At 71.1% G+C, this 16356-nt stretch carries 13 protein-coding genes; all 13 read right to left on the bottom strand.

What is annotated here, in order from left to right:
• Nucleotides 1–18 precede the first annotated feature (18 nt).
• On the bottom strand, nucleotides 19–834 hold the full coding sequence (locus KZ829_RS10150) for a cell division protein SepF (RefSeq protein WP_183217420.1): 816 nt from the start codon (nucleotides 832–834) through the stop codon (nucleotides 19–21).
• Nucleotides 835–1065: 231 nt separating this feature from the next.
• Nucleotides 1066–1773, bottom strand: a complete 708-nt coding sequence (locus KZ829_RS10155; protein ID WP_220143574.1) for a YggS family pyridoxal phosphate-dependent enzyme — start codon at nucleotides 1771–1773, stop codon at nucleotides 1066–1068.
• Nucleotides 1774–1810: 37 nt separating this feature from the next.
• Nucleotides 1811–2935 (bottom strand): cell division protein FtsZ, encoded by a 1125-nt coding sequence (ftsZ, locus tag KZ829_RS10160; RefSeq protein ID WP_220143575.1) that lies wholly within the window; start codon nucleotides 2933–2935, stop codon nucleotides 1811–1813.
• A 294-nt stretch (nucleotides 2936–3229) separates the two neighbouring features.
• Complete coding sequence (locus tag KZ829_RS10165) at nucleotides 3230–3994, bottom strand: cell division protein FtsQ/DivIB (RefSeq protein WP_308285417.1); 765 nt, start codon at nucleotides 3992–3994, stop codon at nucleotides 3230–3232.
• 5 nt (nucleotides 3995–3999) lie between these two features.
• A complete protein-coding gene (gene murC, locus KZ829_RS10170) occupies nucleotides 4000–5436 on the bottom strand; it encodes a UDP-N-acetylmuramate--L-alanine ligase (RefSeq protein WP_220143576.1) in 1437 nt (478 codons plus the stop codon).
• A gap of 25 nt (nucleotides 5437–5461) precedes the next feature.
• Nucleotides 5462–6565, bottom strand: a complete 1104-nt coding sequence (gene murG, locus KZ829_RS10175; RefSeq protein ID WP_220143577.1) for an undecaprenyldiphospho-muramoylpentapeptide beta-N-acetylglucosaminyltransferase — start codon at nucleotides 6563–6565, stop codon at nucleotides 5462–5464.
• Nucleotides 6565–7998 (bottom strand): FtsW/RodA/SpoVE family cell cycle protein, encoded by a 1434-nt coding sequence (locus tag KZ829_RS10180; RefSeq protein WP_220143578.1) that lies wholly within the window; start codon nucleotides 7996–7998, stop codon nucleotides 6565–6567. The genes murG and KZ829_RS10180 overlap by 1 nt, the downstream gene beginning before the upstream one ends.
• Nucleotides 7999–8063: 65 nt before the next feature.
• Entirely contained in the window at nucleotides 8064–9182 is a 1119-nt protein-coding gene (gene mraY / locus KZ829_RS10185) for a phospho-N-acetylmuramoyl-pentapeptide-transferase (RefSeq protein WP_220143579.1), read from the bottom strand.
• Nucleotides 9179–10564 carry a UDP-N-acetylmuramoyl-tripeptide--D-alanyl-D-alanine ligase gene (locus KZ829_RS10190; protein ID WP_220143580.1) on the bottom strand — a complete coding sequence of 462 codons (1386 nt, stop codon included), beginning with the start codon at nucleotides 10562–10564 and terminating at the stop codon, nucleotides 9179–9181. Before KZ829_RS10190 ends, mraY begins: the two co-directional genes overlap by 4 nt.
• Nucleotides 10561–12066 carry a UDP-N-acetylmuramoyl-L-alanyl-D-glutamate--2,6-diaminopimelate ligase gene (locus KZ829_RS10195; protein WP_372453850.1) on the bottom strand — a complete coding sequence of 502 codons (1506 nt, stop codon included), beginning with the start codon at nucleotides 12064–12066 and terminating at the stop codon, nucleotides 10561–10563. Before KZ829_RS10195 ends, KZ829_RS10190 begins: the two co-directional genes overlap by 4 nt.
• 56 nt (nucleotides 12067–12122) lie before the next feature.
• Nucleotides 12123–14405, bottom strand: coding sequence for a peptidoglycan D,D-transpeptidase FtsI family protein (locus tag KZ829_RS10200; protein ID WP_220143581.1), 2283 nt, complete (start codon nucleotides 14403–14405; stop codon nucleotides 12123–12125).
• 6 nt (nucleotides 14406–14411) lie between these two features.
• On the bottom strand, nucleotides 14412–14846 hold the full coding sequence (ftsL, locus tag KZ829_RS10205; protein ID WP_220143582.1) for a cell division protein FtsL: 435 nt from the start codon (nucleotides 14844–14846) through the stop codon (nucleotides 14412–14414).
• Between the two features lie 212 nt (nucleotides 14847–15058).
• The gene (gene rsmH / locus KZ829_RS10210; RefSeq protein WP_220143583.1) at nucleotides 15059–16153 is read right to left on the bottom strand and encodes a 16S rRNA (cytosine(1402)-N(4))-methyltransferase RsmH; all 1095 of its coding nucleotides are present in this window, start codon (nucleotides 16151–16153) and stop codon (nucleotides 15059–15061) included.
• Between the last annotated feature and the right edge of the window lie 203 nt (nucleotides 16154–16356).

Raw genomic sequence — 16356 nt, forward strand, 5'->3', positions numbered from 1 at the left:
CAATCAATTCCGGGTCGATCAGCTCGAGGTGAAGAAGCCACCCTCAGCGATCTTCGCCTTGTCCTCCGCGGTGACCTGCACATTCGCTGGAGAGAGCAGGAAGACCCGGTTGGTCACGCGCTCGATCGTACCCCTCAGGCCGAAGGCGAGCCCGGCGGCGAAGTCGACCAGCCGGCGAGCGTCCGACTCATCCATCTCGGTCAGATTGATGATGACCGGGACGCCGTCGCGGAAGTGCTCGCCGATGGTCCGCGCCTCCCGGTACGTGGTCGGATGCAGCGTGGTGATCTGGTACCGCTGCTCCTCCTCGACCTGGCGCTGGCGGACCGGCTCCGGATGCGCGGGCTGCGGCTTGAGTGCCAGGTTGTCCCGCGTGGAGTAGGTCAGGGCTCCGGACGGCTCGGGCGCGACCGACGGCCGGGTGATGGAGCGGACGCTCGCCCGATCGAGGCGCTCGCTCTCCTCCCGGTCCAGGTCGGCGCGCGACGAACGGTCCAGGTCACCGCGGGACGAGCGGTCCAGATCGGCGCGGGACGAACGGTCCAGATCGGCGCGGGACGAACGGTCCAGGTCGCTGCGGGACGGCCGGTCGAGGTCACCGCGGGACGAGCGGCGGTCGGAACGGGCCCGCGGAACGGCGCGCTCCTCCTCGTCCTCGTCCTCAGCGAACTCGTCGGAGTAGCGGTCGCTGGAGTAACGGTCGGGGCGCTCGCGCTCACGCTCGCGCGAACGGTAGGAGCTCTCCCGGTAGTTACGGTCCTCGTAACCGCGGTCGTCGTCCTCCTCGACGAGGCCGAGCCACACGCCCGCCTTGCGAAACGCGCCTCCGCTCATGCCTGAGCCCCCTCTTCCTGCCGAGAACCCATGGCCCCCACCTCCGTCCGCTGTTGCGGCCCGCGCCCCCTGGCGTGCCGCGTCCCCCCTCACGAGCCGGAAACCAGGTCCGATTCGGACCCACGACCCGTTGCGACGCCGCGTCGTCGGACGCACCGGCCGCGGTGTGGATCATGACCCGCGACAGGTCGCGTAAAACAACACCTGTGTAGTTTGCTGCCCGCGGCAAGGCTACCGCAGCGAGTTTCGCATCCCGAGTAAAGATGTACCGATCCGTACGTGTGTCGCCCCGTGCCGGACGGCGGCCTCCAGATCGCCGCTCATCCCCGCCGAGACGGTCGTCGCGCCGGGATGTTCGGAGGCCATCCGGCCTGCGATGACGGCCAGCCGGGCGAAGGCCGCGCCGGGGTCCTCACCGAGCGGCGCGACGGCCATCACGCCGCCGAGCCGCAGGTCCTCCGAGGAGGCCACCGCGTCGGATACCCGCCAGAGATCGTCTTCGGTCACGCCCCCGCGCGCCGGGTCGGCGTCCAGGCTCACCTGGACGAGCACCTCCAGCGGGACCTCCCGTCCCACGGCGGCCTTCGCCAGCGCGCCGGCGAGGCGGAGCGAATCGACCGACTCGATCACGTCCGCGTACCGGATCACCGATCTGACCTTGTTGCGCTGCAACTGGCCGACGAAGTGCCAGCGCGGGCGCACACCGGCGGCATGCACCTCGGCCGCCTTGGCGGCCGCCTCCTGGTCCCGGTTCTCCGCCATGTCGGTGACACCCAGCCCGGCGAGCAACAGGACGTCGCTCGCCGGGTAGGTCTTGGTCACCGCGGTCAGCGTGACCGCCCCGGGCGGCCTTCCGGCCGCCACGCAGGCACGCGCGATGCGCTCCCGCACCTGTTCGAGAGAGGCGGCGAGCTCAGCGCGCCGTCCGGGGTCGGTCAAGGTTCAACCTTCTTGGAGGTACGGGAGAGGGCGTGCCTCAGGAGCCGTTCTTGAGGAAGTCCGGCACGTCCACGTCGTCGAAGAGCACCCGGCTGCGCGGCGGCGGGGTGCTCGCCGGCGGCGGGGCGACCGGCGGCGGGACCGGCGGCAGCGAGGCTCCCCCGGTGGTCGGGGCCGGCACCTTGCGCATCGGCTCGGCCGGCTTGTAGGAGGGCGAGCCCGCGTCGAAACCGGCCGCGATCACGGTGACCCGCACCTCGTCGCCGAGAGCGTCGTCGATGACCGCGCCGAAGATGATGTTCGCGTCCGGGTGGGCCGCGTCGGTGACCAGCTGGGCCGCGTCGTTGATCTCGAAGAGCCCCAGGTCGGAACCACCGGCGATGGAGAGCAGCACGCCGCGGGCACCGTCCATGCTCTGCTCCAGCAGCGGGCTGGAGATCGCCTTCTCGGCCGCCTCGACCGCGCGGTTGTCGCCGCGCGCGCTGCCGATGCCCATGAGCGCGCTGCCGGCGTTGCTCATCACGCTCTTGACGTCGGCGAAGTCCAGGTTGATCAGACCGGGCGTGGTGATCAGGTCGGTGATGCCCTGCACACCGGAGAGCAGCACCTGGTCGGCCTGACGGAACGCGTCCATCATGCTGATCCCGCGGTCGCCCAGGGCGAGCAGCCGGTCGTTCGGGATCACGATCAGGGTGTCGCACTGGTTGCGCAGCTCGTCGATGCCGGCCTCGGCCTGCACCTGGCGGCGCTTGCCCTCGAAGTTGAACGGGCGGGTCACCACGCCGATGGTGAGAGCGCCCAGCTTGCGGGCGATGTTGGCGACCACGGGCGCGCCACCGGTTCCGGTGCCGCCGCCCTCGCCACAGGTGACGAAGACCATGTCGGCGCCCTTGAGCACCTCTTCGATCTCGTCCCGGTGGTCCTCGGCGGCGTTCTTGCCGACCTCGGGCTGGGCGCCGGCGCCCAGGCCACGGGTCAGTTCCCGGCCGACGTCGAGCTTGACGTCGGCGTCGCTCATCAACAGGGCCTGTGCGTCCGTGTTGATGGCGATGAACTCGACGCCCTTGAGCCCAACCTCGATCATGCGGTTCACAGCGTTCACGCCGCCGCCGCCGATGCCGACGACCTTGATGACCGCAAGGTAGTTGTGTGGAGGTGTCATCGGGCTCAGCCATCCCTTCCAGGGTTGGCGGACGTCGACGGCCCCTGCGGTCCCGGGAACCGCACTTCGACATCCGCTGCCGTACAAGGGAGGGCGAGGAAACCCTCACCCTCTACTAGAGGTTCACAGTTATGTCAACCATTCGAACCTCTCGGGGCAACGTATGCGGACATGCGGCCTCAACCAAAGACCCGGAGCGGCGTGTCGCGTCCGCTTACGTGGTGAGTATCCGACTGACCCGTAACCTTGAACTATTTATTGCGTTCGTGATGTTTTGTCCGTTTAGCGGCATGACTAGCGAATGGTGACCACCGACGGGGCGCTCACGTCGATCTCGTCGCCCTTCTCCCGCAGCAGCGCGGTGGCCACGATGCTCTTCTGCTTGCTGGCGGTGTCGTCACCCCAGATGACCACCCGGCCCTTGCGCAGTTCCAGGCGGATCTGCACCGGCGAGGCCACCGAGATCGCCACCAGTTGCTCGCGCAGTTCGTCACTGAGCGCGGCCAGCACGGTCAGCGCCGAGCCGGTGTTCTCGTCGTTGCGGCCGGGTGTCGCCACCCGGGCCAGTGGCAGGCCCTTCGGCGTGGCGACCGCACGGAACGGCACACCCTCGTCGTCGATCAGCAGGAACTGCTCCCCGGCCGGCACCGCGGCCAGCGGGCTGCGCTCCACCAGCTGAATCTCCACGGTCGACGGCCAGCTGCGGGTCACCAGCACCCGGTCCACCGGAGGCAGACCGCGCACCGCGGCGGCCACCGCGTCCAGGTCGACCCGGGCCAGCGGGCGGTCCGGCTCGACCGCGGCGGCGGCCCGTACCTGGTCGGCGGTGAGCACCTGGGCGCCCACCACCCGGACCTCCCGCACCCCGAACAGCGAGGTGCCGTAGACCACCCAGGCCAGGCCACCGGCCAGCAGCAGGACGCCGGCCCCGGTCAGCCAGGGCATGGCGGCACGCAGGCGCCGCTCCCTGGCGCGGGCCATGAACCGCCGGGCCGACGGCGGCACCGCGTCGGTGTCCGCCCGGACCAGCCGCCAGTTGCGCGTGCCCCCGCCCGCCACCGGAACTACCGGGCCAGGTCCGGCTGCTGGTCCGCCTCGGCGAGCGCGGCCAGCAGCTCGTCGCCCATCAGCGAGATCGGCGGCGCGCCCATGGTCACCACCACGTCGCCCGGACGGCTGCGCCGGACCACCTCGGCCGGCACGTCCTGCCAGTCCGGCACGAAGACCTTGTGCTCGTCGGGCAGGTCGATCGCCGCGGTCAGCGCCCGGCCGCCCTCGCCCGGGCCGCGGGTCTCGCCCGGACCGAACACCTCCATGCAGATCACCTCGTCGGCCACCTGGAGCCCGTCGGCCAGCTCGGCCTCCAGGTCCCGGGTCCGGTACACCCGGTACGGCTGGAACACCACGAGCAGCCGGCCGTCCCCGGCCACCTCCCGCAGCGTCCGGAGCGCGGCCTTCACCGAGGTCGGGTGGTACGCGTACTCGTCGTACACCCGCACGCCCGCCGCGATGCCCTTGCGCTCGAAGCGCCGCCGGACCCCCGGGAACGACTCCAGCGCCTCGGCCACCTTCTCCAGCGGCAGGCCCAGCTTCAGGGCGGTGAGCACGGTGGCCGCGCTGTTCAGGCCCATGTGCGTGCCGGGCAGCGCCAGCTTGAACTCGCCGAGCGGCGCACCGTTCAGCTCGGCCCGGTAGCGGACCCCGCTCACCGACGAGACGACGTCGAAGATCCGCAGGTCCGCGCCCGCCGACTCGCCGTACGTGTAGACGGTCTTCCCGGCCGCCCGCAGCCCGGCGATCAGCTCCTCGGTGCCCGGCCCGTCGGCGCAGGTCACCACGAACCCGTCGGCCAGCGAGCCGAACTCGAGGAACCCGGCCTTCAGCGTCTCCAGGTCACCCCAGTTGTTGAGGTGGTCGCCCTCGATGTTGGTGATGATCGCGACATGCGGCCGGTAGATGAGGAACGAGCGGTCGTGCTCGTCCGCCTCGGCCACGAAGTGCGGCCCGGTGCCGTGGTGCCCGTTCGACCCGGCGGCCGACATCTCGCCGCCGATCACGAACGACGGGTCGTGCCCGGCGTGCTGCAGGATCACCGTCATGATCGACGTCGTGGTGGTCTTGCCGTGGGTGCCCGCCACCGCGATGGTCTGCCGGTTGGTCATCGTCGCGGCCAGCGCCTCGGAGCGGTGCAGCACGCGCAGCCCGCGGCGGCGCGCCTCGACCATCTCCACGTGGTCCTGCGGGATCGCGGTCGAGTAGACCACGGTGTCCACGCCGTCCAGGTTGGACGCCTCGTGTGCCATGTGCACCGTGCCGCCGAGCGCCCGCAGGGCGGCCAGGGCCGGCCACTCCCGCAGCTCACTGCCGGAGACCGGTACGCCCCGCGTCAACAGGAGCCGGGCCAGGCCGGCCATGCCGACCCCGCCGATCCCGATCAGGTGCACACTGCCCAGGTCCTCGGCGGTCATCTCACCGGCCGGCGTCAGCTCCGCCGTGTTCACAGTTCCACTCCCTCAATCCGCAGCATCAGCTCACCGCTTCGAGAACGAAGCGCAGGAGCTGCTCGTCACCGTCACGCCGGCCGTAACCCGCCGCCGCCGTGCCCATCTGGGCCAGCCGCTGCCGGTCCCGCGCCAGCGGGATGATGTTGCGCTCGATCCAGTCCGGCGTCAGCTCGCTGTTGTCCACCAGCAGGCCACCGCCCGCCTCCACCACCGGAAGCGCGTTGCGGCGCTGCTCCTGGTTGCTGAACGGGTACGGCACATAGATCGCCGGCATGCCGAGCGCGGTGGTCTCGGCCACCGTGATCGCACCTCCCCGGCAGAGCATCAGGTCGGCGGCAGCGTAGCCGAGCTGCATGTCCGACAGGTAGGGCACGACGACATAGGGCACGGGCAGGTCGTTCGGCACCTCGAACGGGTCGTTGCGCCCGCCCTGCACGTGCAGCACCTGGATGCCGGCGTGGGCCAGGCGCTTGGCCGCGGCGGCGACGGCCAGGTTGATCGTACGGGCGCCGGAGGAGCCGCCGGAGACGAAGAGCACCGGCAGGTCCGGCCGCAGTCCGAAGTGGTACAGGGCCTGGGGGCGCAGCGCCGGCCGGTCCATGTGGGTGATCCCGGTGCGCAGCGGCACGCCGACCAGCCGGGCGTTGCGCAGCGCCTCGGCCTGCTCCAGCTGGTGCGGGAACCCGACGGCGACGCGCTTGGTGAACTTCATGCCCATCCGGTTGGCCACGCCCGGCGGCACGTTCACCTCGTGGATCACGATGGGCAGCTCCCGGCGCCAGGCGGCCAGGTAGGCGGGCACCGACACGTAACCCCCGAAGCCGACCACCACCTCGGCCTCCACCTCGTCGATGATCTCGCCGGCCGCGTGGGCGGACCGGTACATCCGGTCCGGGGTGCGCAGCAGGTCGAGGTTGAGCGACCGGGGCAGTTGGAACGCCGGGATGGACCGCAGATCGTAGCCGGCGGCCGGGATCAGCTGGTTCTCCATGCCCTTGGGGCTGCCCAGCGTGGTGATCCGGATCTGGGGGAAGTGGCGCCGCAGAGCATCGGCGAAGGCGAGCAGCGGATAGATGTGCCCACCGGTGCCTCCTCCGGCGAGAACGACCGACCGCAGCGAACCCATCACCGTCTCCTTCCGCCCCCCGAGGTTTCGGGTGCCCTGCCGGCCTTCTTCTGGGCAGGCGGGCGCTGCTGTCCCGGCCGCCGCGGCGGGGGGAGCGGCGGCAGCGGGGCCCAGACTAGCCGCACCCATCGCGGCGTCGGACGGGCGTTCAGGGCACGGGACGCGTCCGGTTCCGCACGGGCGAAGGACGCCAGCATGCCGATCGCCGCCATGGTGACGATCAGGGCACTGCCACCTGCGGAGATGAACGGTAGCGGAAGGCCGGTGATGGGCAGCAACTTCACCACGCCGCCCATGTTGATCACGGCCTGGGCGACCAGCCAGCTGGTGATCGCGGTGGCCGCGAGGCGGCGGAACGGGTCGGTCACCCGGCGGGCGATCCGGAAGCCGGTGTACGCCAGCACCGACAGCAGCACCAGCACCACGCCGCAGCCGACGACGCCCAGCTCCTCGGCGACGATCGCGAAGATGAAGTCGTTGCCGGCCTCCGGGACGTAGCCCCACTTGAGCGCGCTCTTGCCCAGGCCGACCCCGAACCAGCCGCCCTCGAAGATCGCCGACCGGCCCTGGATGAGCTGGTAGCACCAGCGCCCGGCCTCGGTGGTGGTGTCGCAGTTCTCCAGCGGCTCCATGAAGGCGGTCAGCCGGCGCCAGCGGTAGTTCTCCGCGTCCGCCGCGCCCGACCCGGCGCCGCGGGAGGCGGCCGCGATCAGCAGGCCGACACCGGCCAGGCCCAGCACACCCAGCGCGCCGAAGACCCGCATCCGGACCCCGGCCGCCCAGAGCAGGCCGACGATCAGCGCCAGCAGCACCAGCATGGTGCCCAGGTCGTTGTAGCCGACCAGGACGAAGAGCAGGCCGATCACCGGAAACAGCGGTATGGCCAGCTCCCGCCAGTGACCGAGCAGCGGTCCCTTGCGGGCGATCACGTCAGCGCCCCACAGAACCATGCCCAGCTTCGCCAGCTCACCCGGCTGCATGCTGACCGGGCCGAAGTACAGCCAGTTCAACCTGGCCACGAGCGGGCCGAGCATCGGGTTGCCGTCGCCGTTCCGGCTCAGCACCCCCAGCGAGGCCAGCGCGGTCATCCCGGCGAGGAGGGCGAGCAGGAGCACGGATAGGACGAGCAGACCCCGGCCGAGCACCCGCAACGTGACCGCGGGCAGCCGCTGGCAGATCCAGAAGGCGACCAGGCCGAGCAGCGCGTACACCGCCTGGCTGCTGATCTCCGTGAAGGCGTTGCCCTTTTCGGCGTACGCCTTCACGGAGGTCGCCGAGAAGACCATGGTGAGGCCGATCAGCAGCAGCAGGGTGCAGCTGCTGATCAGCAGGTAGTACGACGACAGGGGTCTGGCCAGCAGCCCGTGCACCGCGGGCAGCAGCTGCCGGCTCAGTGACGGGCGGGCCGCTTTCTGGGTACGGTCGTCCGCCATACCCCCATCTTCGTCCGATGTCCACATTCCGCCGCGTCACGTCGATGGCGTGTCGCGGGGGAGATCTATCCCATGACCGCCAGGTGGTCGCTGTAGAACAGGCCCAGACCGATGGCGGCGCAGATGCCCGCGATGATCCAGAACCGGACCACGATGTTGACCTCGCTCCAGCCGGCCAGCTCGAAGTGGTGCTGCAACGGCGACATCCGGAAGACCCGCTTGCCGGTGGTCTTGAACGAGATGATCTGGATGACCACGGACATCGTGATGATCACGAACAGACCGCCGATGATGACCGACAGCAGGGTGGTCCGGGTGGCCACCGCGAGGCCGCCGATCAGGCCGCCCAGCGCCAGCGCGCCGGTGTCACCCATGAAGATCCGGGCCGGGTTGGTGTTCCACCAGAGGAAGCCGACACAGGCCGCCGCGGCCGCCGCGGCGATCATCGCGATCTCGAGTGGGTCCCGGACCTGATAACAGTGCTGCGCGGTGAGCGAGCCCGCCTGACCGACGTAGTCGTTGTCACCGCACCAGTGCCGGTACTGCCAGAACCCGATCAGCGAGTACGCGCCGAGCACCAGGATCGAGGCGCCGGTGGCCAGGCCGTCGAGGCCGTCGGTGAGGTTCACGCCGTTCGACATCGCCATGATGACGAAGACGAACACCATGACCGAGCCGACCTTGCCGACGTCCAGCCAGCTCACGTCGCGGATGAAGGAGATCCGCTCGCTGGCCACGGTCTGCCCGTTGGTGCTCGGGAAGTACAGGGCCGCGATGCCGAAGCCGGTGCCGATCAGCAGCTGGCCGAGCAGCTTGCCCTTGGCGCTGAGACCGTCCGAGTTGCGCTTGCGGACCTTGAGGAAGTCGTCCATGAAGCCGACCGCGCCACAGAAGACGAAGACGCCGAGCAGGACCAGCGCGGTCATGGTCGGCTTCTCCTGGGCGATCTGCCGCTCCGGGAGTGTGGTCAGGGCCACGTGCCCGGCGACGTACGCCAGGACGGTGGCGAGGATGAACGCCACGCCGCCCATCGTCGGGGTGCCCCGCTTGCCCAGGTGGGTCTGCGGGCCGATGGTGCGGATCGGCTGACCGGCCTTGAGCGCCGAGAAGACCCGGATCGCGATCGGGGTGCCGAAGAGCGAGATGAGAAAGGCGACCGCGGCCGCGACGATGACTGCCCTCACGTGGGCTGAACCTCCTCGGGGCGCCGCAGCCAGTCGGCGACGTCCCATGTGCGGTACCGGGAACCCTTGACCAGCACGACGTCGTCGGCGTGCAGGTCCTGGCGCAGAATCTCGATCGCGGCGGCCTGGTCGGCGGCGAAGAGCCCCGTGCCCCGCCACCCGGCCACGCCGGCCGTGCCGTCCAGAATCGGACGGGCCTCGCCGGCTACCGCGATCAACCGGTCCACGCCCAGTTCGGCGGCGAGCCGCCCGACCTCGGCGTGCCCGGACACCTCGAACTCGCCGAGCTCGGCCATGTAGCCGAGCACGGCGGTGGTGCGCTTACCGGAACCCATCGACGCCAGCGCCCGCAGCGCGGCCGCGGTCGACGAGGGGTTCGCGTTGTAGGAGTCGTCGATGACGACGATCCCGTCCGGCCGGGTGAAGACGTCCATCCGGCGGCCGGAGACGATCCCGACCTCGCCGAGCGCCGCCACCAGGTCACCGAACTCCATTCCGGCGGCCAGCGCCACGGCGCCCGCCGCGAGCGTGTTGGCCACCTGGTGCTCTCCCGCCACGGAAAGCCGGACATCGCCGATTCGAGAGCCATCGGAGAGCTGGTAGGTGGCGCGGCCGGCGGAGTCGAGCGAAATATCCGAAGCTGTCAAGCCGCCCCGGGACCCGACCAGCACCACGGTGGCCGAGGTACGCGACGCCATCCCCGCCACCAGCGGATCGTCCGCGTTCAGGATCGCGGTGCCGGACGACGGCAGCGCCTCGACCAGCTCGCCCTTGGCCCGGGCGGTGCCCTCCACGGAGCCGAACTCGCCGATGTGCGCGGCGCCCACGTTCAGCACCACACCGATCGACGGCTGGGCGATCTCGGTCAGGTAGCGGATGTGCCCGATCCCCCGGGCGCCCATCTCCAGCACCAGGAACCGGGTCTCCTCGGTCGCCTGCAACACCGTGTACGGAAAACCCAGCTCGTTGTTGAGCGACCCGGCCGGCGCCACGGTCGGCCCCAGCCGGGACAGCAGCTGGCCGATGTAGTCCTTGGTGGTGGTCTTGCCGGACGACCCGGTCAGGCCCACCACGGTCAGCTTGTCCAGCCGGGCGACCACCACCCGGGCCAGGGCGGCCAGGGCGGCCAGCGGGTCCTCGACCACGACGCCGGGCACTCCGGTGTCCCGGGAGCCCAGGACCGCGGCGGCGCCCCGCTCGATCGCGACGCCCGCGAAGTCGTGGCCGTCCACCTTCTCCCCCGCGAACGCCACGAACAGGCCGCCCGGGCCGATCTTGCGGGAGTCGTACTCGACCGGGCCGGTCACGACCACCGACGGGTCGCCGCCGGTCACCCGGCCACCGGTGATCTCGGCGATCTCGCCGAGCGGGAGCGCGATCATGCGTGAGCCTCCAGCGCCTGGGCGAGCTCGATCCGGTCGTCGAACGGCAGCACCTGACCGTTCACCTCCTGGCCCTGTTCGTTGCCCTTGCCGAGCACCGCGATCACGTCACCGGCGACGGCCTGCCGGACCGCCTCCTCGATCGCGGCCCGCCGTCCGGCGACCTCGATGACCTTCGCGGCCGTCGGCGCCTCCTCCGCGCCCGCGCGCACCGCGTGGCGTACGGATGCCGGGTCTTCGGTCCTGGGGTTGTCATCGGTGATGATCACCAGGTCGGCGCCCTGCGCCGCGGCCGCGCCCATCAACGGCCGCTTGCCCTTGTCCCGGTCGCCGCCGGCGCCGATCACGCAGACCAGCCGCCCACCGCGCGCCGTGGCCAGCTCGCGCAGCGCGGCCAGCGCCGCCACGATGGCGTTCGGCTTGTGCGCGTAGTCGACCACGCCGAGGACCTCACCGGGCGCCTCGACCTGCTCCAGACGGCCGGGCACGCCCCGGCAGGCCGCGATGCCCTCGCCCGCGACCGCCGGGTCGATGCCGACGGCGACCAGCAGGGCCAGCGCGAGCAGCGCGTTCGCCACGTTGTGCAGGCCGGGCAGCGCCACCCCGGTCGCGACGGTCAGGCCGTCCGGGCCGTGTGCCGTGAACCGCTGACCGAATTCGGACGGCCGCACGTCGGAGGCCCACCAGGTGGCCGCCGTGTCCCCGGCCGCCGAGTAGGTGATGGTCCCGTCGCGGAACAGGCCCATCACGGCCGGGTCGTCGTGGTTGAGCACCGCCACCGCGGACCGGCCGTCGAAGAGCCGTGCCTTGGCCGCGAAATACTCCTCCGAGGTCGGGTGGAAGTCCAGGTGGTCCTGGCCGAAGTTGGTGTACCCGGCGGCGGCGAACCGGATCCCGTCGGCCCGGCCCATCACCAGCGCGTGGCTGGAGACCTCCATGACCACGGCCTGGACGCCGCGCTCCAGGGAGGCGGCGAGGACCGCCTGCAGGTCGGTGGCCTCCGGGGTGGTGCGGACGCTCTTGACCACCAGGTCGCCGAGACGGGTCTCCACCGTGCCGACCAGGCCGGTCACCAGACCGGCGGCCCGCAGGCCCGACTCGACCAGGTACGACGTGGAGGTCTTCCCGGCCGTGCCGGTCACGCCGATCATGGTGAGCCCGCGGGACGGCTCCCCGTAGATCGCCGCCGACGCGGCGCCGAGCACCGCCCGCGGGTCGGCGGCGACGAGCGCGGGGAGCCCCTCGGCGAGCGCGGCGGGCAACCCGGCCGGGTCGGTCAGGACGGCCACCGCGCCGGACCGGGCGGCGTCCGCGATGAACTCCGCGCCGTGCCGGTTGGCGCCGGGCAGGGCCGCGTAGAGATCGCCCGGACGAACCGCGCCGCTACTGTGGGTGATACCGGTGACCGGGACGTCACCGCCGGTCAACTCTGCCGGTATCAGCTCCGCCAGCCGCGTCATCAGGCACGGCGTGACGGTCTCGGGACGTGGAATGCCGGACACGGCGTCAGACCCTACCCCGTACCCGGGGACTTGCTGTCAACGCCATGCGACCCGCTTCACTCCTTGATCTTGAACTTCGGCACCTTGCTACCGGACGGTGGCACATGGTTATGAAGAAGGGTGTAGTTCATCATCTCGCTGAACGCCGGGGCCGCCACGTCACCGCCGCCACCCTCCCGTACGTCCATCGATACGCCGATCACGTACCGCGGATTGTCGGCCGGCGCCATGCCGATGAAGGAGCTGGCGTTGTGGCTGGTGTACTGGCCGTCGATGAGCATCTTGCCGGTGCCGGTCTTGCCCGCCACCCGGTAGCCCTGGACCGCGGCAGCGCCACCGGTGCCGCCGTCGACGTCCACGACCGCCTCCATGATCAGGCGCAGCTGACGGGCCACGTCGGTGTCCAGCACCCGGTGCGTCTCCGGCGCGGCGGCGGGGGTCACCTCGCCGTCCTCGCCGGAGATGGTCGCCTTGATCAGGTGCGGCTGGATGTAGACACCGTCGTTCGCGATGGCCGCGAACCCGGCCGCCATCTGGATCAGGGTCGCCGAGACGCTGTGGCCGATCGGCACCGAGCCGTACGAGGAGCCGCTCCAGTCCTCCGGCTTGAGCAGATCGCCCTCGGCCTCGCCGGGCATCCCCTCGCCGGTGGCCTTCCCCAGCCCGAACTTCTGCTGGTACTCGTAGACCTTCTCCTTGCCGAGCCGGTCGGCGATCAGGATGGTGCCGACGTTCGACGAGTAGGCCATCAGCCCCGGCAGGGTCATCCGGGTGCCGGTGTCCTGCGGATGGGTGTCCTCGAACCTGGTGTCGCCCTTCTTGATCGCCGGACCGATCTCGATGAGCTCGTCCGGCTTGATCAGGCCCTCCTGGAGGGCCGCGCCGAAGATGAACGCCTTGTGACTCGACCCCGGGTCGGTCACGATGCTGCTGGCCGCGTCGATCCGCTCGTCGGAGTCGTACTTCTCCGCGTCCGCGGCGTTGTAGGGCGGGTAACTGGCCTGGGCCAGCACCTCGCCGGTCTTGATGTCCAGCACCACCGCGCTGCCCACCGTCGCGTTCTGCTTGCGGCCGGCCGTGTTGAGCACCCGCTGCACCTGGTACTGGAGGTCCTGGTCGATGGTGAGCTGGAGCGAGCTGCCCGGCTGGGCCGGGGTCTCCTGCTGGAATCCGCTCGGGATCGGCAGGTTCAGCTTCTTGCCGGTGCCGACCTCGAAGACCCGCTTGCCGTCGGTGCCGTGCAGCAGGTCGTCGTAGCGAGCCTCCAGCCCTTCGAGACCGTGATGGTCGTCGCCGGTGAAGCCGATCAGGTTCGCCGCGAGGTCCCGGCCGGGCACGTCACGCCGCTCGTCGGAGTGCGTGTAGATGCCGGGCAGGCCCAGCTCCTCGATCTCGTCGGCCACCGCGACCGGCACACCACGGGCCAGGTAGCGGAACTTCAGCCACTTGCCGAGCACCTGCTTGCGCCGCATGTCCTCGAGCAGCTCGGACTGCCGGATGCCGAGCAGCGGGGCCAGTTTGGCCGCCGTGCCGGCCACGTCCCTGCGCAGCTCCTCGTTCTCCGGATCGACGTAGACGTAGCGCGCCTCCACGCTGTGCGCGAGCACGTGGCGGTCCCGGTCCAGGATGCTGCCACGCGGCGCCGGCAGCGCCACCGTGCTGAGCCGGTTCTCCCGCAGCTTGAGCAGGCTCTCCGCCTCCTCCGGGGAGGTAGCCACCTGGAGCACCACGAGACGGACCCCGATGGTGACGAACAACGACAGCGCGAGCACGGTGCCGAGCCGCAGCCGGCGGGTGCTGTTGGCGAGCTTCGGCGGCTCCGCCGGGACCGGCTTCGGCCGGCTGGTCACGGTCTGTCGTGGTCCGGCTCCCGCTTTTCCGGTACGGGCATTCCTGGTACGTGTTGACGACTCGCGTTCACGCCGCTCCGGTTGCCGTTCCCGGGGTTTGTCCGCGGCCCGGGGTTTGTCGGCCCTGCTCCCCCGGGGCTTGTCGGGCTTGCTCTCCCGGGGCTTGTCGGCCTTGCTCTCCCGGGGAGCGGGCGGCTGCTCGGCCGGGCGGCCGCGACCACGGGTCCGCTGGCCGCTCTCGCCCCCGTCGAGCACCTGCAGCGCCGGCCGGAACGGGTCGGCGTTGCGGCCCCCGGTACGTGGCAGACGCCCCCGCTCGGCCACGGTCCGGCCGCGCGGGGTGTACGCCCGCGCCTCCCCGATGCTGGAGAACCCGCGCCGGCCCTCCCGGGGGTCGTCGGGCTGCTCGTCGCCCGGCAGGTCACGTGACGAACCGCGCCGGGGCTGTTTGCCCCGGCGCGGTGCCTCGTCCTCGTCTCGCGGCGTCATGCCGGCCTACTCCCCGGCGCCCGCGGACGGCGTGCCCGCCCGGCTCAGGTCATCCGGCGCGGTCAGGGGCCGGTCGCCCTTGCCCGGCACCGGCGTCCGGACGATGGTGCCCTCCGGCAGCCAGATCACCGCGGGCGAGTCGGCCGGCACCAGACCGAGCCGGCGGGCCGCCGCGGCCAGGCTGCCCGGACCGGACTTCTCGACCAACTGCCGGTCCAGCTCCTGCTGCTGCTTGTCGAGCGCCACCTTCTCCTTGCGGAGCGCGTCGAGCCGGAAGGACCGTTCCACGGTCTTGGTGTTGATCAGCAGGATGCCGACCACACCGACCAGGACCACGGCGATCACAGCGGCCGCGAAGGTGGCCCGTGGCGCGCGGATCGGCAGCGGCGGCGCGACCCACAGCCGGGCACGGCCCGTGACCGGCGGCGCGTCGCCGGTCACCTCGATGTTCAGCGCGGTGGCTCCGTCGACCGACGCGGTCGGCCTGCCCGCGCTCCGGCCCCGGATCCCTGACCGGCGCGTGTCGGAACTCCCGGACGACCGGCGTGCCCCCCGCACACCATTACGCCCGGTCTCGGCATCGCGGCTCACCCCGGCGTTGTCGCGCGGTTGCGCCGATCGGCCCCCCGGCCGCGGCGCTTCGGATCGCTCGCTCATGCTCGTCCCTCCCCCTCTTCCTCGTTCGCCCCCGGGCGTAACCGCCCTCGTCCCCCGCGAGTTGTAGACATCCGGGGCCGTTCGCGGACCGCCCCGACTGCCTGGTTGTGCTTCCGGCTCTGCTCCTGCTCGTCGATCCGTTCCACGGCGCGCAGCTTCACCGAGGCCGCCCTCGGGTTCTCCGCCACCTCCGCCTCGCTGGGCGGCTCGGACCCACGGGTCAGCAGCCGCAGACTGGGACCGGTCCCGGGCAGCTCGACCGGAAGGTCGACCGGCCCGGTACTGCGCGACCTCGCGGTGAGTGCGCGCTTGACGATCCTGTCCTCCAACGATTGATAACTCATCACCACAAGACGCCCCTTGGGCGCCAACACGTCCAAGGCAGCAGGAACCGCTCGCTCGAGCACTTCCAGCTCGCCGTTCACCTCAATGCGTAGTGCCTGAAAAGTTCTTTTTGCCGGATTTCCACCCGTTCGCCGCGCGGCGGCCGGGATGGCGTCCTTGACCAGCTCGGCCAGACGGGCGGTCGACGTGATCCGGCCCTTCGCCCGCTCGCGCACGATCGACGAGACGACCCGCGGCGCGAACTTCTCCTCGCCGTACTGCCGCAGGATGCGCACCAGCTCACCCGGCGCGTACTCGTTGACGATCTCCTCGGCGGTCACCCCGCGGGACTGGTCCATCCGCATGTCCAGTGGGGCGTCCTGCGCGTACGCGAACCCGCGGTCCGCCTCGTCCAGCTGCAACGAGGACACCCCGAGGTCGAACAGTCCGCTGTGGATCGCCGGGATCTCCAGCTCCGCGAGAACCCGGGGCAGTTCGTCGTAGACGGCGTGCACCAGACGAGTCCGGTCGCCGAACCGGATGAGGCGGTGCCGTGCGTGCGCCAGCGCCTCGGTGTCCCGGTCGAGTCCGACCAGGACCACGTCCGGAAACCGCTCCAGGACCGCTTCGGCGTGCCCGCCCAGACCCAGCGTGAAATCGACGTGGACGGCGCCCGGCAACTCCAGAGCGGGAGCGAGCAGTTCAATGCAGCGCTCGAGCAGCACCGGCACGTGTGTGCCCCGCGGCTCCCCCATGTCGCCCCCCAAGTTGCCTTACCCGTCCGCGTCTCACCCGGTTGTTCAGTTACTGCCGTTCCGGCCCGGCCCACCTTCCGTACCGCCAGATCCCCATCCGCTCTGTCCTACGCCGGCGAACCGGCTCCGGACACACGCCTGGCGCCGGGGAAGAGGCGCCAGGAGCGGAGCGGCTGGAGATCTCGCAGTACGGCGGCAGTGGCGATCCGGGCCGA

Origin of the sequence: Actinoplanes hulinensis, assembly GCF_019429605.1 — a bacterium.
Classification (GTDB): domain Bacteria; phylum Actinomycetota; class Actinomycetes; order Mycobacteriales; family Micromonosporaceae; genus Actinoplanes; species Actinoplanes campanulatus.